The organism is Cupriavidus sp. HE11 (assembly GCF_056097175.1).
This window is the reverse complement of the sequence record NZ_CP184465.1, coordinates 193,486-217,213: the sequence shown is the minus strand read 5'-3', so window position 1 is coordinate 217,213 and position 23,728 is coordinate 193,486. Positions and strand designations below refer to the sequence as shown.

Sequence of the window (23,728 nt, the reverse complement as noted above, 5' to 3'; positions counted from 1 at the left end):
TCAGCAGGCCGGGCCATCCGTACGATGAGCGCATTCCCACTGCAAACCGGAGCAAACATGAAACTGAACGAATACGTCGCCCATGACGCGCTGGGCCTTGCCGCCCTGGTCGCCCGCAAGGAAGTCACGCCTCGGGAACTGGCCGAACTGGCGCGCCAGGCCATCGGCGCCGTCAACCCTGCCATCGGCGCGGTGGTCGAGCACTGGCCCTTGGCCGATGCCGGGCACGCTTCGCCCGATGGCCCCTTTGCAGGCGTGCCGTTCCTGATCAAGGACCTGGCGATTGCCATGGCCGGCAAGCGGCTGGAACTGGGGTCGCGGATGGCGGCCAGGCTGGTGGCACGGGCCGATTCCACCCTGATGCAGCGGCTGCGCGCCGCCGGGCTGGTGACGCTGGGCCGCACGACAACGCCCGAAATGGCGTTCAGCACAGCCACCGAATCGGTCCAGCAGGGCCAGACCCGCAATCCGTGGGACACGCAGCGCAGCGCGGGTGGATCGAGCGGCGGCGCTGCCGCGGCCGTGGCGGCCGGCATCGTGCCCATGGCGCACGCCACCGATGCGGCGGGGTCGATCCGCGTGCCGGCATCCTTTACAGGCCTGTTCGGCCTCAAATCCACGCGCGGGCGGGTCTCGAACGGCCCGGCGCTCGATGAGGTATTCGCCGGGCTCGGCGTGCAGGGTGGCCTGAGCCGCACCGTGCGCGACAGCGCCGCGCTGCTCGATGCCATCCATGGCACCGCAGCGGGCGAACCGTATCACACCGCGGCCCCCGCGCAGCCATTCCTGGCCGAAGTGGGCCGCGACCCAGGACGCCTGCGTATCGGGCTGATGCTGGCGCCCTGGAACCATGGCACCGTGTCACAAGTTGTGACAGACGCCACCACCGATGCCGCCCGCAAGCTCGAGGCGCTGGGCCACCACGTCGATCTGCTGCAACCGGCCCTGGGCGTGTCATGGGAAGCCTTTGTCCATGCCAATGCGCAAATCTGGTGTGCCACGCTGGTGAACTGGACCGACGCCATCGCTGCCCAGACTGGCCGCCGCGTGGATGCCGATACGCTGGAGCCCGCCACGCTGGCCGCCTACCGCTACGGCCAGCGCGTTACCGGCCCGGCCTTCGCCGCGGCGCTGGACGTGCGAAATGCCGTCACGCGCGCCACGGCCGGCTGGTTCGAGAACGCCGATATCATCATGACGCCCACAATGCCGGACCTGCCCGAACCGGTGGGCACCTACGCCGTGGGCGCCGGGCAGATGGATGGATTGGCGTGGACCGACCGCGTGTTCCGGCACTCGCCCTTCACCCCGGCCTTCAACGTGGCCGGCCTGCCCGCGATGTCCGTGCCGATGGCCGCCGCGCCGGCCGGGCCGCATGCCGGCTTGCCGATCGGGATCCAGTTCGGCGCCGCCTTTGCGCAGGAAGCCACGCTGCTGCGCCTGGCAGGACAGATCGAGCAGGCCCATCCGTGGGCGAACCGGCGGCCGGCGGTATGGGCAGGGGCTGCCGACGCATTAGAATGACGCGCCGGCCTGGCCCTACCCTAGTCATCTCTGCACCCATGATTCCGTCCGTCTCCGCCCTGCACAATCGCCTGAAGATGCAGCACCTGCGCCTGCTGGTGGCCATCGAGGAACGCGGATCGCTGCGGCGGGCAGCCGAGGCGCTGACACTTTCGCAGCCGGCCGTCAGCAAGATGCTGCAGGACATGGAAGACCTGCTGGGCGTGGCGCTGTTCGAACGGCACGCGCGCGGCCTGCGGCCCACGCGCTTTGGTGGCGCGGCCACGCGTTACGCCAAGCTCGTGTTTGCCGACATGGCCGGGTTGCGCGATGAACTGGTGGCGCTGGAATCGGGCAAGATCGGCCGGGTACGCGTTGGCGCGGTGATGGCCCCCACGCCGGGGCTGCTCGCCAGCGCGATCCGCCAGCTCAACCGCGAGCATCCGCAGCTTGAGATTGCCGTGCAGGTAGACACCAGCGACGTGCTGATGCCTCAACTGGAGCGTGACCAGCTGGACGTGGTACTGGGCCGCGTACCCGAGGGCTGGGACAGCGGCGCGCTGGATTTCGAGCAGCTTGGCGACGAAGGCCTGGCCATCGTGGTGGGGCCGCAGCATCCGCTGGCGCGCCAGCGCACCCCGGCCTTTGCCGAGCTGACCCGCTATCCGTGGATCATGCAGCCCCGCCCCAGCCCGATGCGGGCGCTGCTCGACCGTTCATTCGAGGACGCCGGCGTGCCGGCCCCGCCGTCGACCATCGAGACAGCCGCCGTGCTGATGACCACTTCGCTGCTGATCGACAGCGAACTGATCGCGGTGCTGCCCGAATCGGTGGCCGCCTACTACGCACAGCTGGGCGCGCTGGCCGTGCTGCCGCTGCCCCTGCCGATCAAGCTCGGGCCCTACGGCATCGTTACCCGGCGCGGCCGCCCGGTATCGGCGTCGATGAGCCTGCTGATCGATACGCTGCGCGCCCACGCCGCCTAGCCCCGCTGGCCGGCTCAGCGTCCCCAGCGCAGCACCAGCGGATCGAGCCGGCGGGCCACCTTCAGCAAACCCTCGCGCGTGGCCGGATGCATGGGCTGCAGCGGATGCCGCACGGCATCCGACCGGATCACGCCGCCTTCCTGCATCAGCACCTTGGCCGTAGCCAGCCAGCCCTGGCGGTTTTCGTAGTTGATCAGCGGCAGCCATTGCTGGTAACGCTCCGCCGCCGCCTCGGCGTCGCCGGCCTGCCAGGCGTCCAGGATCTGGCGGATGCCGTCCGGATAGCCGGCACCCGTCATGGCGCCCGTGGCCCCGGCTTCCAGGTCGGCCATCAGCGTAATGGCCTCCTCGCCGTCCCAGGGCCCCACGATGGCATCGCCGCCCAGCGCGATCAGTTCACGCAGCTTGGCGGCCGCCTGGGGCACCTCGATCTTGAAGTACGACACATTGGCAAGTTCGCGGGCCATGCGCGCCAGGAACGGCGCCGACAGCGTGGTGCCGCTGACCGGCGCATCCTGGATCATGATCGGGATGTCGATGGCTGCCGATACCGTGGCAAAGAACTCGTAGATGCTGCGTTCCGGCACACGGATCGTGGCGCCGTGGTACGGCGGCATGACCATCACCATGGCGGCGCCGGCGTCCTGCGCGGCACGGCTGCGCTCGGCACAGATGCGCGAACTGAAATGCGTGGTGGTGACGATCACGGGCACGCGGCCGGCCACGTGGTCGAGCACGGTCGTCATCAGCAGTTGGCGCTCGTCGTCGGTCAGCACGAACTGCTCCGAGAAATTCGCCAGGATGCAGATGCCGTGCGACCCGGCATCGATCATGAAGTCGATGCAGCGTCGCTGGCCGTCCAGGTCCAGCCCGCCCTGGGCGTCGAAGATGGTCGGTGCCACCGGAAACACGCCGCGATACTGGGCCGGGGTCAGGGTCATGCTGGTCTCCTTGTTGTCATGTGCGGCCAACTATACGGGCCGCCGGGGTGGCCTGCCTATTGAATCCTGCGCATACGGTGATCGCCTGTGGTAATCGCTCGCCGGCTTGCCGTCCGGGCCGCATGCCGGCCGTGCCGCGTTAACCCGGATATCAGCGCCACTTATCGCCGCTTCAGAAATGCTCAGTTTTCGGAGGGTACTCATCTCCGTATAGTGGACGTCACGCAGCGCAGACTGCCTACGACGGAGACAGACATGAAGACATGGATGGCCGGCACCCTGGCCGGCATCGCGGTGTTTGGCATGGCGGCGCCATGCGCCTGGGCCGACGACGCCCGCCCGATCCGCATGATGGTCGGAGCCGCGCCCGGCGGCGGCACCGACATCATGGCGCGCATCGTTTCAGACAAGCTGTCCGCCATCCTGAAGCAGCCCGTGGTGGTGGACAACCGCCCCGGCGCCTCGAACACCATCGCCGCCGACATCACGGCCAAGGCGCAGCCCGATGGCAACACGCTGCTGATGGGCGTTTCGACGTCGCAGGCCATCGCGCCGCACCTGCTCAAGCTGCAGTTCAACCCGCTGAAAGACCTGGTGCCCGTGGCGCTGGTGGCCCAGGTGCCCAACGTACTGGTGGTGAACACCCAGTTGCCGATCCAGGACGCGAAGACGCTGGTGGCGCAGATCCAGGCCAATCCGGACAAGTATCGCTACAGCTCGTCCGGCGTCGGCAGCACGCAGCACCTTGCGGCGGCGGCCTTCGTACACCAGATCCACGGCAAGATGCTCCACGTTCCCTACAAGAGCAGCGCCAGCGGCCTGGTGGACCTGATGGGCGGCCAGGTGGACATGAGCTTCGAGACCATGCCGTCGGTCATCAACCATATCAAGGCCGGCAAGCTGCGCGCGCTGGCGGTGACCTCCGACAAGCGCTCGGCGCTGCTGCCCAACGTGCCCACGCTCAAGGAAGCCGGCGTGCCCGATATCCAGGCCAACACCTGGTACGGCGTTTACGCCACCGGCGGCACGCCGCCGGCCACGTTGCAGAAGATCAGCGCAGCCATGGCCCAGGTCATGAAGGACCCCGACACGATCCGCCGCCTGGCCGACGTGGGAGCCGTGCCCGGCGCGATGGACCCCGCCCAATTCGACGCCTTCTCGCGCAGCGAATACGCGCGCTACGGCAAGCTGATCGCCGAACTCGGCGTGAAACTCGACTGAATGGACCAAGACATGCCCCAACGTCCCCGTATTGCCATGGTGCTCGGCGATCCCGCCGGCATCGGCCCCGAACTGATTGCCCGGTTGCTGGCCGACCCCGTTGCCGCGCAGGCGCGCATCCTGCTGATCGCCGACCGCGACGAATGGCGGCGCGGCATGGAAGTGGCCGGCGTGAGCCTGTCGCTGCCCGAAGTAGATCGGCCCGACTTCCAGGGCACCGAGCAAGGCCCGCGCCTGTATCACTGGAATCTGGACGACAAACCCGCCTATCCGCGTGGAGAGGCCAGTGCGGCCGGTGGCCGCTACTGCCTGGGTACGCTGCAGCTGGCCGTGACGCTGGCCCAGGCGGGCCAGGCCGACTCCATCCTGTTCGGCCCGCTCAACAAGAGTTCGATGCACGCGGCCGGCATGGGCCACAACGACGAGCTGCACTGGTTTGCCGAGAAGCTGGGCTACCGTGGCCCGTTCTGCGAATTCAATGTGCTGGACGGCCTGTGGACATCGCGCGTGACGTCGCACGTCGCCATCAAGGAAGTGCCTGCGCTGATTACCCCGGCCCGCGTGCGCGACGCCATCGACCTGATCGACAACGCGCTGCGCCGCTCCGGCGTGACCACCCCGCGCATTGCCGTGTGCGGCCTGAACCCGCATAACGGCGACAACGGCGCCTTCGGCCGCGAGGAAATCGACGTGATCGGCCCGGCCGTGACCGAGGCGCAGTCGCGCGGCGTGGCGGCACAAGGCCCGTTCCCGGCCGACACGATCTTCCTGAAGGTACAGGGCGGCCCGGACCAGCGCCAGTTCGACGCCATCGTCACGATGTACCACGACCAGGGCCAGATCGGCATCAAGCTGATGGGCTTCTCGCGCGGCGTGACGGTTCAGGGCGGCCTGCCCGTGCCGATCACCACGCCGGCCCACGGCACCGCATTCGACATCACGCAGCAGGGCCGCGCCAATCCGGGCGCCACGCTGCAAGCGTTCCACCTGGCCTGCCAGATGGGTGCCCGCCGGCTGGCGGACGCCCGCGCCGCCTGACTCCAACGCCACCAGGACTCCACCATGAAAATCACCAACGTCCGTGCCCGCGTCTTCGAATGGAAGGGCAAGACGGTGCCGCCACAGGCGCATTTCTGCACCAACGCCACCGATATCCTGTACGACCGCGGCGACGCCATGGGGTCGTTCCGCTTCCACGGCTGGCTTGTCGTCGAGGTGGAAACCGATGACGGCCATGTGGGCATCGGCAACTGCGCGCTGGCCCCGCGCGTGGCCAAGCAGATCGTGGACCAGTATCTGGCGCCGATCGTGATCGGGCAGGACCCGTTCGACAACGAATACCTGTGGCAGAAGATGTATCGGCGCACCCATGCCTGGGGCCGCAAGGGCATCGGCATGGCGGCCATCTCCGCCGTGGACATCGCGCTGTGGGACCTGATGGGCAAGGCCACCGGCCGCCCCGTATTCAAGCTGCTGGGCGGACGCACCAAGGAAAAGATCTGGTGCTACGCGTCGAAGCTCTACAACAACGACGACCGCGACGCGTTCCTGGGCGAGGCCCAGCGCTACCTGGACCAGGGTTTCACGGCCATGAAGATGCGCTTCGGCTACGGCCCCAAGGACGGCCCGGCCGGCATGTTGAAAAATCTGGAACAGGTGCGCCTGCTGCGCGAACTGGTGGGCGACGGCGTGGACATCATGCTCGAATGCTATATGGGCTGGACGCTCGAATACGCGCGCCGCATGATCCCGCGCCTGGCCGAGTTCAATCCGCGCTGGCTGGAGGAACCGGTCATTGCCGACGATATCGAGGGCTATGCCGAGTTGAAGAAGATGAGCCCGTTCCCGATCTCGGGTGGCGAGCACGAGTTCACGTCATACGGCTTCAAGGACCTGCTGGAGCGCCGCGCCGTGGACGTGATCCAGTACGACACCAACCGCGTGGGCGGCATTACCGCCGCGCAGAAGATCAACGCGATGGCCGAGGCGTGGTCGGTGCCGGTGATCCCACACGCCGGCCAGATGCACAACTACCACCTGACCATGGCGTCCACGGCGTCGCCGATGTCGGAATTCTTCCCGGTCCACGACGTGGAGGTGGGCAACGAGCTGTTCTACTACATCTTCAAGGGCGAACCGGCGCCGGACAACGGCTACCTGCAGCTGGACGACCACCTGCCGGGCCTGGGCCTGACGCTCAACGAGGCGTATTTCGACCAGTTCGACATTATCGAGTAGGGTTTCCGGGCCGCCTTGCGCGGCCACCCTTCGCTTCCGACCTTGCGTAAGTTGCACTGCACAACAAATAATAGAGCGGCTTGTACCTCACGTGAGTCACCTTCGGGAGCGTTGGATGAACGAGGAAGGCAAGACCGCCGCGGCGCGCGAGCCGCTGCTGATCGACCTGGCGCTGCAGGGCGGTGGGGCCCATGGCGCCTTTACCTGGGGGGTGCTGGACCGGCTGCTGGAAGAGCCGTGGCTTGATATCGACGGGATATCGGGTACGTCGGCCGGGGCGATGAATGCCGCCGTGCTGGTCTACGGCCATGCGCTCGATGGTGCCGCGGGGGCCCGCCGGGCGCTGGAGGCGTTCTGGCAGCGGGTGTCCGATGCGGCCCGCTTCAGCCCGTTCCGGCGCACCCCTCTCGACGTGATCCTGGGCCGCTGGACGCTCGACAACTCCCCCTTGTTCGTCGCCGCCGACCTGGCCGCACGCCTCTGGTCGCCCTACGACCTGAACCGCGCCGGCAGCAATCCGCTGGCCGAGGTGCTGCAGGCCACCATCGATTTCGATGTGCTGGCCCAGGCGCCAATTCATCTGTTTGTCACGGCCACCAATGTGGAAACCGGGCGCGGCCGCGTGTTCAAGAACACCGAGGTCACGGCCAGCGTGCTGCTGGCGTCGGCCTGCCTGCCGACCGTGTTCCAGGCCGTGGAGATCGACGGCGTGCCGTACTGGGACGGTGGCTACGCAGGCAATCCCACCATCACGCCGCTGGTACGTGAATGCCAGTCGCGCGACACCATCCTTGTGCAGATCAACCCGGTGGCCCGCGCCGGCGTGCCCCGCAGCGCGCGCGACATCCTGAGCCGGGTCAACGAGATTTCGTTCAATGCCGCCCTGCTCAAGGAACTGCGCATGATCGCCGTGCTGCAGCGCGTGGCCGACCCGGGCGACGCCGAGGGCGCCCAATGGGCCGACATGCGCATCCATCGCATTGCCAGCGAGCGCGTGGCCGAATTCGGTTCGTCGTCGAAGATGAATGCCGAATGGCCGTTCCTGTGCATGCTGCGCGACGAAGGCCGCGAGGCTGCGGAGCAGTTCCTGGCGAAGCACGGCGATGCACTGGGCAACCGTTCGTCGTTCGATCTCGACGAACTGCTGCAGGAGGTCTGACCCATGGGCTTGCTCGGCATCGTCATCGCCCTGGCGGCGATGATCTGGATGGCATTCCGTGGCTGGAGCATTCTCCTTATCGCCCCGGCCGCCGCCCTGCTGGCCGCCGCCACGGCAGGCGACCCTCTGCTGGCGCACTGGACGCAGACCTTCATGGGCACGGCGGCGGGCTTCGTGGCCCAGTTCTTTCCGCTGTTCCTGCTTGGCGCGCTGTTCGGCAAGCTGATGGACGACAGTGGATCGGTGACCGCAATTGCCGACTGGATGACCCGCACACTGGGCCCCCGGCGCGCAATGCTGGCCGTGGTGCTGGCCGGCGCGCTGCTCACCTATGGCGGGGTCAGCCTGTTCGTGGCGTTCTTCGTGCTGGCGCCGATGGCCCATGCGCTGTTTCGCGCGGCCGACATCCCGCATCGCCTGATGCCGGCGGCCATCGTGCTGGGTACCTCGACCTTCACGATGTCGGCGCTGCCCGGCACGCCGGCCATCCAGAACGCGATCCCGATGCCGTTCTTCAGCACCACACCGTTTGCAGCGCCGGGGCTGGGCATCATCGCCAGCCTGGTGATGCTGGCGTTCGGCATGTGGTGGCTGACGCGTTGCGAAGGCGCCGCGCGGCGCAAGGGCGAAGGTTATGGCGATGGGGTGTCTGCCGGCGTGGATGGGGTGACGGAAGTGGCAGAGGTGGCCGAGCGGCCGCTGATCCGCGAGCGCGCCAGCACCGCGCACGAATTCGATCCGGCCGAAGCGCGGCACGGCCAGCGCAGTGCCGAGCCGCCCGGCCCGCTGGTGGCGCTGCTGCCGCTGATCGTGGTGATTGCCGTGAACCTGACCATGAGCCTGGTCGTGCTGCCGCGCCTTGACGCGGACTATCTGGCGCTGCCCGAATGGGGCGCCACCACCTTGCAGGCCGTGGGTGGCGTGTGGTCGGTGATCGTGGCGCTGGCGGCGGCTATCCTCTGCCTGGTGCTGCTCAACTGGCGGCGCCTGACCGCGCTGCGTGAAACCATGGGCGCCGGCGCGCACGCGGCAGCCTTGCCGGTGCTCAGCGTGGCCAGCCTGGTCGGCTTTGGCGCCGTGGTGGCCGCGCTGCCGGGCTTTGCCGTGGTACGGGACTGGGTATTGTCGATCGAGGGCGGCCCGCTGGTATCGCTGGCCGTCGCCACGAACGTGCTGTCGGCGCTGACCGGCTCGGCATCGGGCGGCCTGACCATCGCCCTCGACGCGCTGGGCGGTACCTATCTGGCGCGCGCGCTCGAAATCGGGCTCGATCCGGCCGTACTGCACCGCGTGGCCGTGATGAGCGCCGGTACGCTCGACACGCTGCCGCACAACGGCGCCGTGGTCACGCTGCTGGCCGTCTGCGGCACCACGCACAAGCAAAGCTACGGCGGCATCGTGATGGTCGGCATCGTCGGGCCGCTGCTGGCGCTGGTGGCCGTGATCGTGCTGGGTACGCTGGTCGGATCGTTCTGACCCGGCCAGCGTTGGCTCACGCTCAGGCCGACTGCACGCGGTAGCGTTCCAGCCAGTGGGCGTACGGCGCGGGCAGTACCCACGACGGACGCTCCACGCCCAGCTTCATCGCGGTCTGGTACGGCCAGTGCGGGTTGCCCAGCAGCGCACGCCCCACCATCACCAGGTCCATCTGGCCTTCCTCGACCACGCGGTTTGCCACCACGGGGTCGTCAATGCCCCACGACGACGCCACCGGCAGGCCGGCCTCGCGGCGCACGCGCTCGGCGATCGGCGCCAGGAAGGCCGGACCCCAGGGGATCTTGGCATCGGGCGTCGAAAAGCCGACGCTGACGTTGAGCATGTCCAGGCCGCCTTCACGCATGGCGCGCACCAGTTCGATCGATTCCTTGAGCGTCTGCTCGTCGTTGCCGTCGTACTCGATCACGCCGAAACGGGCGGTCAGCGGCAGGTTCTGCGGCCAGACCTCGCGCACGGCGGCCAGCGTTTCCAGCAGGAAACGGCCCCGGCCGATGGCGTCCTTGCCATATTCGTCGGTGCGTTCGTTGCCGTGGACCGAAAAGAAGCTCTGCGCCAGGTAGCCGTGCGCGAAGTGCAGCTCCAGCCATTGGAATCCGGCGTCCAGGGCGCGCTTGGCGGCGGCCACGAAATCGGCCTGCACGCGGGCGATGTCGTCGTGCGTCATCGCTTCGGGCATCTTCGACAGATTCGCGCCAAACGGCTTGGCCGACGGCGAGATCGTTTTCCAGCCACGGTCGTCGCCTTCGGGAATATGGTCGTCGCCTTCCCACGGACGGTTGGCGCTGGCCTTGCGGCCCGCATGGGCGATCTGGATGCCGGCAACCGCACCGCCGGCCTTGATGGCCTCGGCAATGCGCGCCATGCCGACGGCCTGCTCGTCATTCCACAAACCCGTGCATCCCGGGGAGATGCGGCCTTCCGGCGACACCGCCGTGGCCTCGACGATCACCAGGCCCGCGCCGCCACGGGCCAGGCCGGCGTAATGGGACAGGTGCCAGTCGTTGGTGAAGCCATCGATGGCGCTGTACTGGCACATCGGCGGCACCGCGATGCGGTTGCGCAGCGTAACGTCTTTCAGGGTGAACGGGGTGAAAAGTGCAGGCGTAGTCATGTGAGGTCTCTGCATGTTGCAATGCAGCGATCTTAGCCATGCCTCGCTATAATGAAAACCGTCCACGCGTTATCGCTTCGATAAGAGTTCATTATGCTTAACCCCCAATGGCTGCGCTCGTTCGCCATGCTGGCGCAAACCGGCAGCTTTACCAGCGCGGCCGACGAGCTTGGCCTGACCCAGGCGGCCGTCAGCCAGCACATCCGCCATCTGGAAGACGCGCTGGGCCCGCTGCTGATCCGGCGCCCACGCGCCCTGGAACTGACGCCGGCCGGCCGCGCGCTGCTGGAATACTGCGCCGACATGGAACTGGCAAACGACCGCCTGCGCGCCCGGCTGGTCGACGATGGCGAAAGCGGCGTGGTCGGGCTGATCACGCCCGGCAGCATTGGCCTGTTCCTGTATCCGCGCCTGCTCGACCTGCAAGGCAAGACGCCGGGCCTGATCATCCGCCACCGCTTCGCCCCTGACGCCGAGGTGCTGGAAGGCGTGCTGCAGAACCGCTTTGATGTGGGACTGGTATCGCTCAAGCCCGACGACCCCCGGCTGACCGCGACCCCGTTCAGCGAAGAGCCGCTGGAGCTGGTCTATCCGGCGGCGGAACAGGTGCAGGGCTGGGACGATCTGCAGCGCATCGGCTTTGTCGACCATCCCGACGGCAAGACCATGGCGAACCGCCTTCTGAGCCGCCACTACCCGGGCAATCCGGGCGTGCACACGCTGCCCTGCCGGGGTTTCAGCAACCAGGTGAGCCTGATGCTGGAACCGGTGGCGCGCGGCTTTGGCTTTACCGTGATCCCGCGCTATGCGCGCCAGGCTTTTGTCCAGAAGGACCAGATCCGGGTGCTGGACTGTCATGCCCCGGTGATCGACAAGCTCTGGCTGATCCACCGCTCGGAGTGGTCGCTGGCGCCGCGCGTGGGGCGCGTGGTGGACTACCTGCGCACGCAGGTAAAGGTCGCGCCGTAGGGGGCCGGGCCGCCCCCCGCCTCAGCCCAGGCGGGACCGGCTGCCCAGCCGGGCAATCGCATCGGCATGGGCCGGGTGCGATGCCGCCAGTTGCACGGGGTCAGCCAGTTCGAATTCGCTGAACTCGAAGCCAGGCGCCACGGTGCAGCCAGCCAGCGCATAGCCGGCGGGGCTTGCATTGCCTGCCCCGGCGGGTGGCACGCGCTCGGCGGCGAACCAGCAGCCAGCCGGCACCACGGCCTGGAACACTGTGCCGGGATGCACCAGCGGATTGCCAAGCCGATGCGTGACCAGCGCACCCTCGGGCGTCAGCCAGTGCACGTGGATCGGGTCTCCGGCATGGAAGTGCCACGCCTCGTCGGCGCGAATCCGGTGCCAGGCCGAAAACGCGGTATCGCACAGCAGGTAGTAGATGGCCGTCGATGCCGAACGCTCGGCGCCGTCGGACAGGCGACGCACGCGGGCGGCGTCGCGGAACGTCTCGCGGTAGTAGCCGCCCTCGGGGTGCGGAATCAGGCCAAGATCGTCGATCAGGCGTTGCTGGGGCGTATCGGGCATGGCGGGACGGTGGCGCGGCAGGCGGGCCGCCACCATACCATGGGCGCCCCGCCCGTCGCCCTCGCCCGCCCCCCCGATGCAGGATTTGCCAAGACAGCCCCGGCGCGCTGCGCTAGTCTGCCGGGCAACTTCCGGAAATCCGCCCGCGATCCGCCAACTGGTGACGATCCGGGCCTGCAATCAGCCCACTACCCAAGATGTCGCGCCCCGTTCCCGCCTGGCTGCCCGCCATGGCCTTTGTCCTGATCTGGTCCACCGGTTTTATCGTCGGCAAGGCCGTGGTGCCGGTGGCCGACACCAGCCTGTTCCTGCTGGCGCGCTTTGCGCTGGCCGCGCTGATGTTCGCACTGGTGGCTGCCGCCGGGCGCGCCGCGTGGCCGCCACTGGCCCAGGTACCCCGCCATCTGCTGGCCGGTGCGCTGATGCAGGGCATCTACCTGTGCGCCGGCTATGGCGCGGTGGCGCACGGCCTGTCGCCGTCGATCATGGCGCTGCTGGGCGCCCTGCAGCCGTTGCTGACCGCCCTGCTTGCCATCCCGCTGCTGGGCGAGCAACCGTCCGCGCGCACCTGGCGCGGGCTGGCTCTGGGCGCGCTGGGCGTGGGTCTGGTAGTCTTGCCAGCCATGCAGGCTGGCGCGCCGCACGCGGTTTCCCCGTGGATCGTGCTGGTCGGCGTGCTTGCGATAGTGTCGATCACGATGGGAACCCTCCTCCAGAAAACCTCGATCAGCCGCGCGGATATCCGCGCCAGCTCGGCCTGGCAGAACGCCGGGGCGCTGCTGGTGGCCGGCGTGGTCGTGAGTGCTTCCGGCGGCATCGGCGCCTTGCGCTGGGAAGGCGGCCCCACGCTGTGGATCTCGCTGGCGTGGGCTGCCGTGGTGCTGTCCGGCCTTGGCACGTGGCTGCTGCTGGGCCTGGTCCGGCGCGGCCAGGCCGCCAACGCCGCCGCGCTGATGTTCCTGGCGCCGCCGCTGGCCGCGGTGCAGGCCGCGCTGCTGTTCGGCGACCGCCTTGGTCCCGTGCAGTGGCTGGGCATGGCCATCGCCGGGGTTGGCGTCTGGCTCTGCCAGACGCAGGGCAAGCCACGTCATGCCGAAGCTCGTTGAGCATGCCTCGCCCCTGGTCGAACCGCGCCGCTATCAGCCCCGGCCGTTCGGTCACGCGCACGACTATCACCAGCTGCTGTTTGGCGTAGACGGCCAGACCGAACTGGAAATCGACGGGCATGCGTATCGGGTGGATGGCACGCACGGCCTGGTCATTCCGGCCGGCCTGCACCACCTGTGCAGCGGCCTGACCGACAACCTGCAACTGGTGGCCGACTTCCCGTCCAGCTCCGTGGCACTGCCCGCGCGGCTGATGGCAACGCCACGCATGTTTGCCATGGATGCCGACTTCGCCACGCGGGTCCGCAGGCTCGCCACCGCACAGCAGGCATCGGACAACGTCCCCGCCCAGCACGCCTGGCAACAGGCGGCGGCGCTGGCGGGCGGCCTGTCCGCCATGCTCGGACTCGACGACCGGCAGGCCGATGCGGCGCGGTTTCCTGTCGGCGCCATCGATCACTACCTGCGCGCGCATCTGTCCACACCCTTGCGGGTGGACCAGCTCGCCGCGCGCATCGGCTGGGGGCCACGGCGCTTTCATACGCTGTTCTGCGAGGCGTTCGGTGACACCCCCCACGGCTACCAGACGCGCCTGCGGCTGGACCAGGCCGTGCAGTGGCTGATGGCTGGCGCGATGCCGCTGGCCGATATCGCGTCCGGTGTCGGCTATCCCGACCAGACCACGTTCACGCGCGCCTTTGCGCGCCGCTTTGGCATGCCACCGGCCGCCTGGCGCATGGCGGCAGCGGCCTGACGCGCAAGTTTTACAAAGACGAGTAAGCGGCACACGAGACGCATCGGCCCGATCGGCCCCAGCCCTTGGACGCCACGGGCTCACGCGACCGGTACGGAACTTGCGAAGCGTACCGTTCGCCATGACGATCGATGCCGAACCCTCCCTGCTACGCCCGGGCCACAATTGCTGGCGCGTGGCCCCCTGCACGCGGCTGGCAATGCTTGTCGATGCCGATGCGTATTTCCCGGCGCTGCGCCAGGCGCTGACGCGCGCAGAGCACAGTATCTTTATCCTCGGCTGGGATATTGACAGCCGCATGCGGCTGCAGCCGGACAGCCCGGCCAACGACTCCCCATCCGACGGCCTGCCCGCCGAACTGCGCGATTTCCTCAATGCCCTGTGCCGCCGCCGAAGGGGCCTGCGTATCTACGTACTGAGCTGGGACTACGCGATGGTGTTCGCGCTGGAGCGCGAGTTCCTGCCGGCCGCGAAAGAGCACTGGCAAACGCACCGGCGGCTGTCGTTCTGCCTGGACGGCAACCATCCGGTGGGAGCCTCGCATCACCAGAAGGTGGTGGTCATCGACCATCGGCTGGCGTTTGTGGGCGGACTGGACCTGACCATCCGCCGCTGGGATACCCACCACCACCTGCCCGACGATCCACGCCGCGTGGACCCGGATGGCAAGCCCTATGCGCCCTTTCACGACGTGCAGTGCATGGTCGATGGCGCGGCCGCACAGGCGCTGGGCGAACTGGCCGCCGAGCGATGGCTGCGCGCGACCGGACGGCATCCGCGCGTGCCGGATGCGGCCAGGGCATCGGCCGCCACCGACCCGTGGCCCGGACAGATCGCGCCCGACGTCACCAACGTGCCGGTGGGCATCAGCCGCACCTTTCCCGCGCGCGACGACGAACCGGGCATCGGCGAAATCCGTACGCTCTACACCGATGCCATTGCCGCCGCCCGCGACAGCATCTATCTCGAAAACCAGTACTTCAGTTCCGGGCTGATCGCCGACGCGTTTGCCCGCCAGTTGCGCCAGCCCAACGGGCCCGATATCGCGCTGGTGTCGCGCAGTACCGAAAGCGGCTGGCTGGAAGAAGCCAGCATGGGCGTGCTGCGCGCGCGCCTGTATCGGGGGCTGCGCGAGGCGGATCCGGATGGGCGCTTCCAGCTGTACTGTCCGCATATACCGGGGCTGGGGGATGCCTGCGTCAACGTGCATAGCAAGGTCATGGCCGTGGACGACCGACTGCTGACGATCGGCTCCGCCAACCTGAGCAACCGGTCTTTCGGGCTCGATACCGAGTGCAATCTGGTGATCGAATCCCGGGGCGACCCGCGCGTTGCCGCGGCCATTCGCGCCATGCGCGACCGTCTGCTGTGCGAACACCTGGCCGTGACGCCCGACACGCTGCATCAGGCCATGTCCGCGCACCCGCGCCTGAACGCCGCGCTGGCCGCTCTGCATCGGCCCGACGGCCGCACGCTGCAGCCGTTTGCGCCGGCCGTGCCCGACGACGTGGATGCCGCGCTGCCCGATGCCACGCTGCTCGATCCGATGGAGCCCATCGACGCCGGACAGGTGATGACCGAATTCGTCAGCCACGAGGCGCGCCCTCGCGTAGCCAGCCGCGTGGCGCTGCTGGTGGCCTTCGTGCTGGTGCTGGCCGGCGTGGTCTTTGCCTGGCGCTATACGCCGCTGCGCGAATGGACCGATTTCCGCCATGTGCTGGCGCTGGTGCACCGCGTGGACGACATGCCGCTGGCGCCAGTGGCAATGATGGGCGCATTCGTGGCCGGCGGGCTGGCGCTGTTTCCGGTCACCGTGCTGATCGTGGTGACCGTGGTGGTATTCGGGCCCCTGTACGGTGGCGCGATTGCGCTGGCGGGCACCGTGCTGAGCACGGCGGCTGGCTACACCGTGGGACGCCTGCTGGGACGCAACGCCGTGCAGCGTTTTGGCGGCAGGCGCCTGAACCGCCTGAGCCAGCAGGTGAGCCAGCACGGGCTGCTGGCCATGGTGGTGCTGCGGCTGGTGCCCGTGGCGCCGTTTACGCTGGTCAACCTGGTGGTGGGCGCGTCGCGCATCCGCTTGCGCGATTGCCTGCTGGGAACGGCCATCGGCATGTCGCCGGGCATCATCGTGTCAGCGTCGCTGGTGGACCGCATCGCCGCCTTCGCCCGCAATCCCGACCCCATGACGTTTGCCCTGCTGGCACTTGTGCTGCTGATTCCCGCCGGGCTGTGGTGGGTGTTGCGGCGCCGGCGCCAGCGGCGCGGTCGCACGGCACATGGGCATGCGCGTGCCGACGCCGATTCGCAGCCCCCGCATTGCTGCCGTCCGCAATCAGGCGAGGCAGCCCGATGACCGCCCGCGATCCAGGCCACGCGCTGCCGGCCGCGCTGCATGCCGATCTCGCGGTGGCAAGCTACAACATCCATGGCGGCGTTGGCACCGACGGGCATTTCGTGCCCAAGCGCATCTGCGAGGTCATCAACGAACTGCGGGCCGACATGATCGCCCTGCAGGAAGTGGAGACGCGCGGCACGGGCTTCGACATGCTGCGCTTCCTGTCCCAGCACACCGGCCTGCACGCGATTCCCGGGCCGACGCTGGTGCGCAACGATGGCGACTACGGCAACGCGCTGCTGACGCGCTATCCGCCGGTGAGGGTGCGCCAGATCGACCTGAGCGTAAGGGGGTGCGAACCGCGTGGCGCCATCGACGCGCTGCTGGAATGCAATGCCATCGAGCCCGGCACGTTCCCGCTGCGCGTGATCGCCACGCACCTGGGTCTGCGACCCGGCGAACGCCGCTGGCAGGTACGACGCCTGCTGACCGCACTGGCCGAGGCACCGGCGCAGCCGACCATCCTGCTTGGCGACGTCAACGAGTGGTTCCTGTGGGGGCGCCCGCTGCGCTGGTTGCACGCGTACTTCGAGCGCACGCCGCATGTGTCGACATTTCCGTCGCGGCTACCGTTCCTGGCGCTGGATCGCATCTGGACCTCGCCACGCGCGCACCTTGTGGCGGTGTCCAGCCATCGCACGCCGCTGGCGCGGCTGGCCTCCGATCACCTGCCGCTGCTGGCGCAGATGCGGCTCACTTCAGGATAGCAACCGTTGCAGTATGATCGCCCGTGCTCATACAACACCAAGGGAGACAACGATGCACGAGAAGGCAGCAACGGCCATGAAGATGCTGGCCGCCACGATGACGCTGGGATGGAGCCTGGCCTACGCACAACCCGCGCCACCCACGCAGCCGCCGCAGGCAAAGGAAGGCGATGTGGAAGTGCGCGACTTCCGCTTCCAGAACGGCCAGACGCTGCCGGCCGTGAAGCTGCACTACGCCACGCTGGGCACGCCCACGCGCGGGGCCGACGGCAAGGTCAACAATGCCGTACTGCTGCTGCACGGCACCACCGGCACCGGGCGCGCCTTCCTGACGCCACTGATGCAGAAGGAACTGTTCGCACCAGGCCAGCCGCTGGACGCGTCGCGCTACTACATCATCATGCCGGACGGCCTGGGCCGTGGCGGGTCCAGCAAACCCAGCGACGGCCAGCGCGCCGGCTTTCCGCGCTATGGCTACACCGACGTGGTGGAAGGCCACTACCGGCTGCTGACCGAAGGCCTGAAGGTTGACCACCTGCGGCTGGTGCTGGGCACGTCGATGGGCGGCATGCAGACCTGGATCTGGGGCGAGCGCCATCCCGACATGATGGACGCGCTGATGCCCATCGCCAGCCAGCCCGTCGCCATGTCCGGCCGCAACTGGCTGTGGCGCCGCACGCTGATCGAGGCCATCCGCAACGACCCCGACTGGAACGGCGGCAACTACACCCGCCAGCCCACGCGCTGGACCAACGCGGTGCCGGTCTTCGCGCTGATGACGCAAAGCGCCGCCACGCTGCAGAAGGCCGCGCCCACCCGCGACCAGGTGAACCAGTACTTCGACAAGGCTGTGGCTGATAGCCGCAGCCTGGACGCCAACGACTACCTGTACTGGTTCGAGTCGTCATGGGACTACAACCCCGAGCCCGACCTGGGCAAGATCCGCGCGCCGCTGTACGCCGTGAACTTTGCCGACGACATGATCAACGCGGTGGACCTCGGCGTCATGCAGCGCACCGTGTCCAGGGTGCCGCGCGGCCGCTTTGTCGAGATGCCAGAAAGCGAACACACGTTCGGCCACCAGACGCTGCAGCACCCCGAGGTCTGGAAGCCTTACCTGGTGGAACTGCTGCAGGGATTACCCGCAGCCAAGTAACGAGGCAACGCAGCGGACCAACAAGAGTCACCCGCTGCACTGCAACGCCGGCACGCGCGTCAGGGCGCGTCCGGCATGGCCTGCATCCGTTGCCGCAGGGCCGCAATACGGGTATTTCGCTAGGCAGGCGCGCTAGATTGGGGCCATGCCGCTGCCTATACTGACTTGCACACCGTGCATGTCATCGAGCGTGGACGTGTGCTTCCGATAACAACGGGCGGGTGAATGGTGGCCCCGGGAGGACGCCGCCGAAGGTCATGTCGATACGGCCTGCCCATGAACAGGAAAAGTGGAGATGGGCATGCCCAGCGAACAGTTCCTTGCTACCCAGGAAACCCGCCGCTCGGGGCTGCGTGCCTTGCGGGCGGCATTGCTCCAGGTCCACAAGGAGGTCATCGGCTATGACCGAGGCCAGTACGAAAGATTGCATGGCCCGATTCCCGCAGGACAGTTCGTGCAGCTGGTGACGGAAGAATCTTTCTTCCGCTGGCTCGATCCGTTGTCGCGCCTGATCATCGAGATCGATGAGGAACTCGACGGCGACGAGCACCACGACGAAACGTGCCGCGCCGTGGCCGGCGCCACGCAGAAGCTGTTCAGCGAGCACGGCGACCAGGCATTCCGCCGGCGCTACCAGGAAGCCCTGCAGGACGAGGCTTCGGTCACGGTGGCACACGGGCGGCTGATGTCGGTGATCGGCCAGTTGCGCCAGTTGCCATAACCCCACGCATCCTCCCGCGTGTCGCCCGGACGGGCCGCCGCCAGCTAGCGGCCCCTGCCGCCGCCCCGGTAGCCGCCCCGGTAACCTCCGCCATACCCGCCCCTATATCCGCTGCCATACGCGGCGCCGTAGCCTCCTCCGTACCCGTGGTATCCACCGTAGTAGCCGCCGTGGTAGCCACCGTGATAGCCATACCAGCCCCGGTAGCCATAGCCCCGGTACCCGTAGTAGCCCCTGTATCCGTAGTAACCCCGATACCCGCAGCAGCCATAGCCGAACCAGATGCTGCCGTAGACGGGCCAGCCCGCGTAGCCATATGGATATCCGTAGGGGTAGCCGGCGTAATAACCCCCGTAGCCCCCGTAATAATTGCCGTAGTAATACGGATAGGCAGGGTACCCGCTGTAGAACGTGCCGTAGGAGCCGGCCGGATAGTTGCCCGAGTCGCCCGTGCCCGAGTAGCTGCTGTAGCTGCCGGCATAGCTGCCGTAGCCACCATAGCTGCCATAGGCCGCGTCATAGCCCGGATAGGCCACGCATCCGCCCAGCACCAGGGCAACTCCAGCCACGAATCCCGCCCGTTTGCCGCGTTTGGCAACCATTTCCCGTCTCCCGCCTGCCCTTCGGGGCGCGCCCGCCTGCGCGTGCGCCCAGCTACTTGATTCTATTGCTTAATCGTTGGCAGACAAGGTTGCCCCGGGCCGGGCGCTCACGGCCCCGGCTGCCCCAGGGCGCCGCCAAAGCGGTAGCGTTTCCCCGGATGCCATAGCACCACTACCGATGCCACCGCGCCGCGCGAGAATGTGCGTCGGCGCAGCACCAGCGCGGGCTCGGTGGTCTCGATCATCAGCATCTCCGCCACTTCGGCACCGGGCAGCAGTGCCTCGATCTGGTACTCGGCGCGCTGCAGCGGCGCCACCCGCATCAGGTGTTCGTTCGGTGTGATGGCACTGAAATCGGCGTCCATGTAGTCCGGCGCCACGGCGGGGTTGACCCAGCGGTCCTCGACCTGGATCGGCGCATCGTTCTCGAAGTGAAGGATGACCGAGTGGAACAGCGTGCTGCGCTCCGCCACGCCGAACTGGCTCGCCAGGCTGCGCGTGGCGCGTTGCCGTTCCAGCCGGTACAGGCTGCTGCGGTGGCGATGTCCCCGGGCGCGGATTTCCTCGGCGATGCTGCGGATCTCCACCACCGTGGCCTGGTAGCGCTGCTCCGCGACGAACGTGCCCGCACCCTTGCGCCGCACCAGGATCTGCTCGGCCTCCAGTTCGTTGAGCGCCCGGTTGACCGTCATGCGCGATACCGCAAAGGTTTCCGCGAGCCGCAGCTCGGGCGGGATGGCCTCGCCCTCGCGCCATACCCCGGCGGCAATCTGTTCCTGCACGTAGTCCTTGATGCGCTGGAATGCCGGCGTGGCCGCATCGCTGGATCGGACGTTCGGACTGGTTGGCATGAGGCTCCCCCTGCGGTCGACACAGGCGTTGGTGCGGCGTGACCCGCAACAGTGAAATGTGCCGCGCGTTGCACGCACGGCCCGCACGCAAGCGCACAGCCCCGGTGCCATCGGCACCAGGCCCGTGCGGTCTCGCATCTTATGAGAAATCCGCTTTCCCATATGCGAAAAGTTGTCTATACAGTATCAGACAGCTTCGCTACGATCAGTCTATACAAGTCGATCCACAGTACAAGGGTCGCGACAAGCTCGACAGGGTCAATGTTGCAATCGAACTGGAAATACGGGGAGTCTCGCGTGAACCGTTACGTACTCCGGCCGGCATCGTGGCGGCTGCCGCTGCTGGCCGTCACTGCCATCCCGGCACTCATCTCCGTGCTGGCGGGCATGCCACGGACAGCGCAGGCACAGCCAGACGACTACCCGGCACGCCCGGTGCGAATCGTGGTGCCGTTCGCCGCCGGCGGCGTGGCCGACGCGCTGCCCCGGCTGGTGGGACAGAAGCTGTCGGAGCAGTGGGGCAAGCCCGTGCTGGTGGACAACAAGCCCGGCGCTGCCGGCAACATCGGCATGGAGACCGTGGCGCGTGCAGCGCCTGATGGCTATACGCTGGGCCTGGCCCCGGCGGGCAACCTGACCGTCAATCCGATCCTGTTCCGCAAGCTCGGCTTCGAGACCCGCGACTTTGTGCCGGTGACGATGCTGGCCGCATCGCCCAATGTGCTGGTGGTCAATCCATCGGTACCGGCGCGCTCGCTCAAGGAGCTTGTCACGTATGCGAAAGCGCATCCGGGCCAGTTGAACTTTGCGTCGCCGGGCAATGGCAGCGGCGCGCATCTGGCCGGCGAACTGCTCAACCTCGAAGCCGGCGTGAAGACCGTCCACGTACCCTACAACGGCATGGCGACGGCGCTGAACGACGTGCTGGGCGGCCAGGTGCAGATGATGTTCGGCGGCATTTCCACCGTCCTTCAGCATGTGCGCACTGGCAAGCTCGTGGCCCTGGCCGTAGCAGGCCCGCGCCGGCTGCCGCAATTGCCCAACGTGCCGACCGTGGCGGAATCGGGCTATCCGGGCTTTGACGTGACGTCGTGGTACGGCCTGGTGGCCCCCAAGGGCACGCCCGACAGCGTGGTCCGCAAATGGCAGAAGGATGTCGCCGCCGTGCTGCGCGACCCCGACGTGAAGCAGAAGCTGGACGGCCTGGGGCTGGAACCCGTGGGCAGCACCAGCCAGGCCTTCGGCGAGACCATCGCCGCCGAAACCACGAAATGGCGCGCCATCGTCCATCGCGCCAACATTCCCCCGCTGCAGTAAGGAGACCCCCGTGAACGAGCTGTACCTGACCTACCTGAACGGCCCCGACGTGGCCGAACTGGCGCTGACCGACGCCGAGATCCTGGCCGCCGTCGACGCCGCGCTGGCCGCCCAGGGCCGTGGCGAGACCGTGATCGAGCCACGCGTGCACCTGGTGCCGGAATCGTCGGACAAGGGGCACTTCAACGTGCTGCGCGGCTTTATCAAGCCGCTGCACGTGGCGGGCGTGAAGGTGGTGTCCGACTATGTCGACAACTACAAGCAGGGGCTGCCGTCCGAGATGGCGCTGCTGAACCTGTTCGATCCCGACAACGGGACCCCGCTGGCCGTGATCGACGCCACCGCCATCACCGACATGCGCACCGGCGCCGTGACCGCGCTGGGCGCCAGGCACCTGGCGCGCAAGGACAGCAAGGTGCTGGGCCACATCGGCGCACGGGGCACGTCGTACTGGAACGTGCGGCTGCTCGATTCGCTGTTCGACTTCGACGAGATCCGCGTGCATTCCCGCCGCCCCGAAAGCCGCGATGCGTTTGCCGCCCGGCTGTCGCGCGACCTGGGCAAGCCGGTGATCGTGACCGACGACTGGGAGTCGTGCGTGCGCGGCGCCGATATCGTGGTCGAAGCCTCGCGGCTGCCCGAACCCACACCGATGCTGCTGACCGAATGGATCAAGCCGGGCGCGCTGGTGATTCCCTACGGCACCATGAGCGCGGTGGAACTGTCGCTGACCGACATCATGAGCAAGATGGTGGTGGACGACTGGGGCCAGTGCCGCAAGGGCCTGCCGTTCGGCGCGCTGCGCCAGCACGTGGACAGCGGCCGGCTGAACGAGGAAAACCTGCACGCCGAACTGGGCCAGATCGTGGCCGGCCTGAAGCCCGGCCGCGAGCGCGACGACGAGACGATCCTGTTCTGGCATCGTGGCCTGTCCACCACCGACATCGCACTCGGCCACGCCATGCTGACCAAGGCCCGCGCCAGGGGACTGGGGCAGACGTTGCGCTTCGCCTGATATGGCCACCGGCATTGCCTCGTTCCGGATGTACAACGCCACGCCGGCCGTTACCGAGGCGTGGCACGCGCTGTTCTCGCGCGTGTTCGCCGACCTGTCGTGGCCGGTGGACGTGGTGCCATTCGCGTGGCCCGCGCCGCTGCCGTCACTGTGGCAACGGCCCGATCTGGTCTGCGGCTTCATGTGCGGACTGCCGTTCGCGCAGGGCATGGCCCCTGTGGTGCCGCTGGTGACACCGGTGCCCTCTCCATCCTCCTACGACGGACTGCCGCGCTACCGCAGCGAACTGCTGGTACGCGCCGACAGCGGCTGGCAAACGGTGGAAGACACCTTCGGCCACCGCTTCGGCTGGATGGCCCGTCACTCCCAGTCGGGCTACCACGCCGCCCGGCAACTGCTGGCGCCGTTTGCCGGCGAGCGAGGCGCACTGTTTTCAGAATCGATCGGCCCGCTGGACACGCCCATGCGCGCACTGACGGCCCTGCGCGAGCGGCAGATCGATATCACGGCGCTGGACAGCTATTTTCTGGATCTGGTACGGCGACATGAGCCGGGGCTGCTCGACGGACTGCAAACCATCGCGTGGACGCCCTGGACGCCGAATCCGTTGCTGGTGGCATCTGGTCATCTGGCGGCGACGGAACGCGAATTACTGATCGATCGGTTGTGTGGGTTGCATGAGGACGAGACCTGCGGGCCGCTGCTTGATGCGGTGCTGGTGGGGCGATTTGTGCGGCCGGTGGTGGAAGCGTATGGGGCGCTGGCGGACAGGGCCAGCGGCGCCGACGAGGATCTGGAGATTCGGTAAACGCGCGCAAGTTCGGACATCAATGCACACCGGACTGAACCTATAATCCGCAACCACCGGCACCGCCCTCGACGGCGAAGCCGAAGCCCAACAAACACTCACCTGCCCAC

Annotated in this window: 22 protein-coding genes; 17 read left to right on the top strand and 5 right to left on the bottom strand. The window is 67.8% G+C overall.

Annotated elements, in window-relative coordinates:
• Positions 1 to 57 precede the first annotated feature (57 nt).
• Together ACOABP_RS18450 and ACOABP_RS18445 are read left to right on the top strand one after the other, a co-directional pair.
• A complete protein-coding gene (locus tag ACOABP_RS18450; RefSeq protein ID WP_474229333.1) occupies positions 58 to 1,524 on the top strand; it encodes an amidase in 1,467 nt (488 codons plus the stop codon).
• Positions 1,525 to 1,562: 38 nt separating this feature from the next.
• Positions 1,563 to 2,489 carry a LysR family transcriptional regulator gene (locus ACOABP_RS18445; protein ID WP_474229332.1) on the top strand — a complete coding sequence of 309 codons (927 nt, stop codon included), beginning with the start codon at positions 1,563 to 1,565 and terminating at the stop codon, positions 2,487 to 2,489.
• A gap of 14 nt (positions 2,490 to 2,503) precedes the next feature.
• Here ACOABP_RS18445 and ACOABP_RS18440 read toward each other — a convergent pair whose 3' ends face one another.
• On the bottom strand, positions 2,504 to 3,430 hold the full coding sequence (locus tag ACOABP_RS18440) for a dihydrodipicolinate synthase family protein (RefSeq protein WP_474229331.1): 927 nt from the start codon (positions 3,428 to 3,430) through the stop codon (positions 2,504 to 2,506).
• A gap of 255 nt (positions 3,431 to 3,685) precedes the next feature.
• Between ACOABP_RS18440 and ACOABP_RS18435 the strand changes: the two genes are divergently transcribed.
• The 5 genes from ACOABP_RS18435 (at position 3,686) to ACOABP_RS18415 (ending at position 9,524) form a co-directional block, all read left to right on the top strand.
• A complete protein-coding gene (locus tag ACOABP_RS18435) occupies positions 3,686 to 4,651 on the top strand; it encodes a Bug family tripartite tricarboxylate transporter substrate binding protein (protein ID WP_066740280.1) in 966 nt (321 codons plus the stop codon).
• Positions 4,652 to 4,663: 12 nt separating this feature from the next.
• The gene (locus tag ACOABP_RS18430; RefSeq protein ID WP_474229330.1) at positions 4,664 to 5,689 is read left to right on the top strand and encodes a 4-hydroxythreonine-4-phosphate dehydrogenase PdxA; all 1,026 of its coding nucleotides are present in this window, start codon (positions 4,664 to 4,666) and stop codon (positions 5,687 to 5,689) included.
• Between the two features lie 24 nt (positions 5,690 to 5,713).
• Positions 5,714 to 6,889: an L-rhamnonate dehydratase gene (locus tag ACOABP_RS18425; protein WP_474229329.1), complete on the top strand. Its 1,176-nt coding sequence runs from the start codon at positions 5,714 to 5,716 to the stop codon at positions 6,887 to 6,889.
• Positions 6,890 to 7,004: 115 nt separating this feature from the next.
• Complete coding sequence (locus tag ACOABP_RS18420) at positions 7,005 to 8,048, top strand: patatin-like phospholipase family protein (RefSeq protein WP_474229328.1); 1,044 nt, start codon at positions 7,005 to 7,007, stop codon at positions 8,046 to 8,048.
• A gap of 3 nt (positions 8,049 to 8,051) precedes the next feature.
• Positions 8,052 to 9,524 (top strand): GntP family permease, encoded by a 1,473-nt coding sequence (locus tag ACOABP_RS18415; RefSeq protein WP_474229327.1) that lies wholly within the window; start codon positions 8,052 to 8,054, stop codon positions 9,522 to 9,524.
• A 22-nt stretch (positions 9,525 to 9,546) separates the two neighbouring features.
• On the opposite strand, the gene ACOABP_RS18410 is transcribed toward ACOABP_RS18415, so the two are convergent.
• Complete coding sequence (locus ACOABP_RS18410) at positions 9,547 to 10,656, bottom strand: NADH:flavin oxidoreductase/NADH oxidase (RefSeq protein ID WP_474229326.1); 1,110 nt, start codon at positions 10,654 to 10,656, stop codon at positions 9,547 to 9,549.
• Between the two features lie 93 nt (positions 10,657 to 10,749).
• On the opposite strand from ACOABP_RS18410, the gene ACOABP_RS18405 reads away from it, so the two are divergent.
• On the top strand, positions 10,750 to 11,625 hold the full coding sequence (locus ACOABP_RS18405; RefSeq protein WP_474229325.1) for a LysR family transcriptional regulator: 876 nt from the start codon (positions 10,750 to 10,752) through the stop codon (positions 11,623 to 11,625).
• Positions 11,626 to 11,646: 21 nt separating this feature from the next.
• Here the strand turns inward: ACOABP_RS18405 and ACOABP_RS18400 are convergent, their stop codons facing one another.
• Entirely contained in the window at positions 11,647 to 12,183 is a 537-nt protein-coding gene (locus ACOABP_RS18400; protein WP_474229323.1) for a cupin domain-containing protein, read from the bottom strand.
• Between the two features lie 197 nt (positions 12,184 to 12,380).
• Here ACOABP_RS18400 and ACOABP_RS18395 point away from each other — a divergent pair, with 197 nt between their 5' ends.
• From ACOABP_RS18395 to ACOABP_RS18370, 6 genes are all read left to right on the top strand, one after another.
• Complete coding sequence (locus ACOABP_RS18395; RefSeq protein ID WP_474229322.1) at positions 12,381 to 13,289, top strand: DMT family transporter; 909 nt, start codon at positions 12,381 to 12,383, stop codon at positions 13,287 to 13,289.
• Positions 13,273 to 14,043 (top strand): helix-turn-helix transcriptional regulator, encoded by a 771-nt coding sequence (locus tag ACOABP_RS18390; protein ID WP_474229320.1) that lies wholly within the window; start codon positions 13,273 to 13,275, stop codon positions 14,041 to 14,043. The genes ACOABP_RS18395 and ACOABP_RS18390 overlap by 17 nt, the downstream gene beginning before the upstream one ends.
• Positions 14,044 to 14,164: 121 nt before the next feature.
• Positions 14,165 to 16,399, top strand: a complete 2,235-nt coding sequence (locus ACOABP_RS18385) for a VTT domain-containing protein (protein WP_474229319.1) — start codon at positions 14,165 to 14,167, stop codon at positions 16,397 to 16,399.
• Positions 16,396 to 17,148: an endonuclease/exonuclease/phosphatase family protein gene (locus ACOABP_RS18380; protein ID WP_474229317.1), complete on the top strand. Its 753-nt coding sequence runs from the start codon at positions 16,396 to 16,398 to the stop codon at positions 17,146 to 17,148. Before ACOABP_RS18385 ends, ACOABP_RS18380 begins: the two co-directional genes overlap by 4 nt.
• A gap of 52 nt (positions 17,149 to 17,200) precedes the next feature.
• A complete protein-coding gene (locus ACOABP_RS18375) occupies positions 17,201 to 18,304 on the top strand; it encodes an alpha/beta fold hydrolase (RefSeq protein ID WP_474229316.1) in 1,104 nt (367 codons plus the stop codon).
• 295 nt (positions 18,305 to 18,599) lie between these two features.
• Positions 18,600 to 19,025, top strand: a complete 426-nt coding sequence (locus ACOABP_RS18370) for a hypothetical protein (RefSeq protein WP_066740307.1) — start codon at positions 18,600 to 18,602, stop codon at positions 19,023 to 19,025.
• 44 nt (positions 19,026 to 19,069) lie between these two features.
• Here the strand turns inward: ACOABP_RS18370 and ACOABP_RS18365 are convergent, their stop codons facing one another.
• Positions 19,070 to 19,627, bottom strand: a complete 558-nt coding sequence (locus ACOABP_RS18365) for a hypothetical protein (protein ID WP_474229314.1) — start codon at positions 19,625 to 19,627, stop codon at positions 19,070 to 19,072.
• Between the two features lie 107 nt (positions 19,628 to 19,734).
• On the bottom strand, positions 19,735 to 20,478 hold the full coding sequence (gene hutC, locus ACOABP_RS18360; protein WP_474229313.1) for a histidine utilization repressor: 744 nt from the start codon (positions 20,476 to 20,478) through the stop codon (positions 19,735 to 19,737).
• Between the two features lie 297 nt (positions 20,479 to 20,775).
• Here hutC and ACOABP_RS18355 point away from each other — a divergent pair, with 297 nt between their 5' ends.
• The 3 genes from ACOABP_RS18355 to ACOABP_RS18345 are packed head-to-tail and all read left to right on the top strand — an operon-like array spanning position 20,776 to position 23,618.
• Positions 20,776 to 21,795: a Bug family tripartite tricarboxylate transporter substrate binding protein gene (locus tag ACOABP_RS18355; protein ID WP_474229311.1), complete on the top strand. Its 1,020-nt coding sequence runs from the start codon at positions 20,776 to 20,778 to the stop codon at positions 21,793 to 21,795.
• A 10-nt stretch (positions 21,796 to 21,805) separates the two neighbouring features.
• Entirely contained in the window at positions 21,806 to 22,810 is a 1,005-nt protein-coding gene (locus tag ACOABP_RS18350) for an ornithine cyclodeaminase family protein (protein WP_474229310.1), read from the top strand.
• A 1-nt stretch (position 22,811) separates the two neighbouring features.
• Positions 22,812 to 23,618, top strand: a complete 807-nt coding sequence (locus ACOABP_RS18345; RefSeq protein WP_474229308.1) for a phosphate/phosphite/phosphonate ABC transporter substrate-binding protein — start codon at positions 22,812 to 22,814, stop codon at positions 23,616 to 23,618.
• Positions 23,619 to 23,728 lie beyond the last annotated feature (110 nt).

Excerpts from the sequence above, each read along its gene's own strand:
- ACOABP_RS18450 (WP_474229333.1), top strand. The coding sequence starts at position 58 with ATGAAACTGAACGAATACGTCGCCCATGACGCGCTGGGCCTTGCCGCC.
- ACOABP_RS18445 (WP_474229332.1), top strand. The coding sequence starts at position 1,563 with ATGATTCCGTCCGTCTCCGCCCTGCACAATCGCCTGAAGATGCAGCAC.
- ACOABP_RS18440 (WP_474229331.1), bottom strand. The coding sequence starts at position 3,430 with ATGACCCTGACCCCGGCCCAGTATCGCGGCGTGTTTCCGGTGGCACCG.
- ACOABP_RS18435 (WP_066740280.1), top strand. The coding sequence starts at position 3,686 with ATGAAGACATGGATGGCCGGCACCCTGGCCGGCATCGCGGTGTTTGGC.
- ACOABP_RS18430 (WP_474229330.1), top strand. The coding sequence starts at position 4,664 with ATGCCCCAACGTCCCCGTATTGCCATGGTGCTCGGCGATCCCGCCGGC.
- ACOABP_RS18425 (WP_474229329.1), top strand. The coding sequence starts at position 5,714 with ATGAAAATCACCAACGTCCGTGCCCGCGTCTTCGAATGGAAGGGCAAG.
- ACOABP_RS18420 (WP_474229328.1), top strand. The coding sequence starts at position 7,005 with ATGAACGAGGAAGGCAAGACCGCCGCGGCGCGCGAGCCGCTGCTGATC.
- ACOABP_RS18415 (WP_474229327.1), top strand. The coding sequence starts at position 8,052 with ATGGGCTTGCTCGGCATCGTCATCGCCCTGGCGGCGATGATCTGGATG.
- ACOABP_RS18410 (WP_474229326.1), bottom strand. The coding sequence starts at position 10,656 with ATGACTACGCCTGCACTTTTCACCCCGTTCACCCTGAAAGACGTTACG.
- ACOABP_RS18405 (WP_474229325.1), top strand. The coding sequence starts at position 10,750 with ATGCTTAACCCCCAATGGCTGCGCTCGTTCGCCATGCTGGCGCAAACC.
- ACOABP_RS18400 (WP_474229323.1), bottom strand. The coding sequence starts at position 12,183 with ATGCCCGATACGCCCCAGCAACGCCTGATCGACGATCTTGGCCTGATT.
- ACOABP_RS18395 (WP_474229322.1), top strand. The coding sequence starts at position 12,381 with ATGTCGCGCCCCGTTCCCGCCTGGCTGCCCGCCATGGCCTTTGTCCTG.
- ACOABP_RS18390 (WP_474229320.1), top strand. The coding sequence starts at position 13,273 with ATGCCGAAGCTCGTTGAGCATGCCTCGCCCCTGGTCGAACCGCGCCGC.
- ACOABP_RS18385 (WP_474229319.1), top strand. The coding sequence starts at position 14,165 with ATGACGATCGATGCCGAACCCTCCCTGCTACGCCCGGGCCACAATTGC.
- ACOABP_RS18380 (WP_474229317.1), top strand. The coding sequence starts at position 16,396 with ATGACCGCCCGCGATCCAGGCCACGCGCTGCCGGCCGCGCTGCATGCC.
- ACOABP_RS18375 (WP_474229316.1), top strand. The coding sequence starts at position 17,201 with ATGCACGAGAAGGCAGCAACGGCCATGAAGATGCTGGCCGCCACGATG.
- ACOABP_RS18370 (WP_066740307.1), top strand. The coding sequence starts at position 18,600 with ATGGGCATGCCCAGCGAACAGTTCCTTGCTACCCAGGAAACCCGCCGC.
- ACOABP_RS18365 (WP_474229314.1), bottom strand. The coding sequence starts at position 19,627 with ATGGTTGCCAAACGCGGCAAACGGGCGGGATTCGTGGCTGGAGTTGCC.
- hutC (WP_474229313.1), bottom strand. The coding sequence starts at position 20,478 with ATGCCAACCAGTCCGAACGTCCGATCCAGCGATGCGGCCACGCCGGCA.
- ACOABP_RS18345 (WP_474229308.1), top strand. The coding sequence starts at position 22,812 with ATGGCCACCGGCATTGCCTCGTTCCGGATGTACAACGCCACGCCGGCC.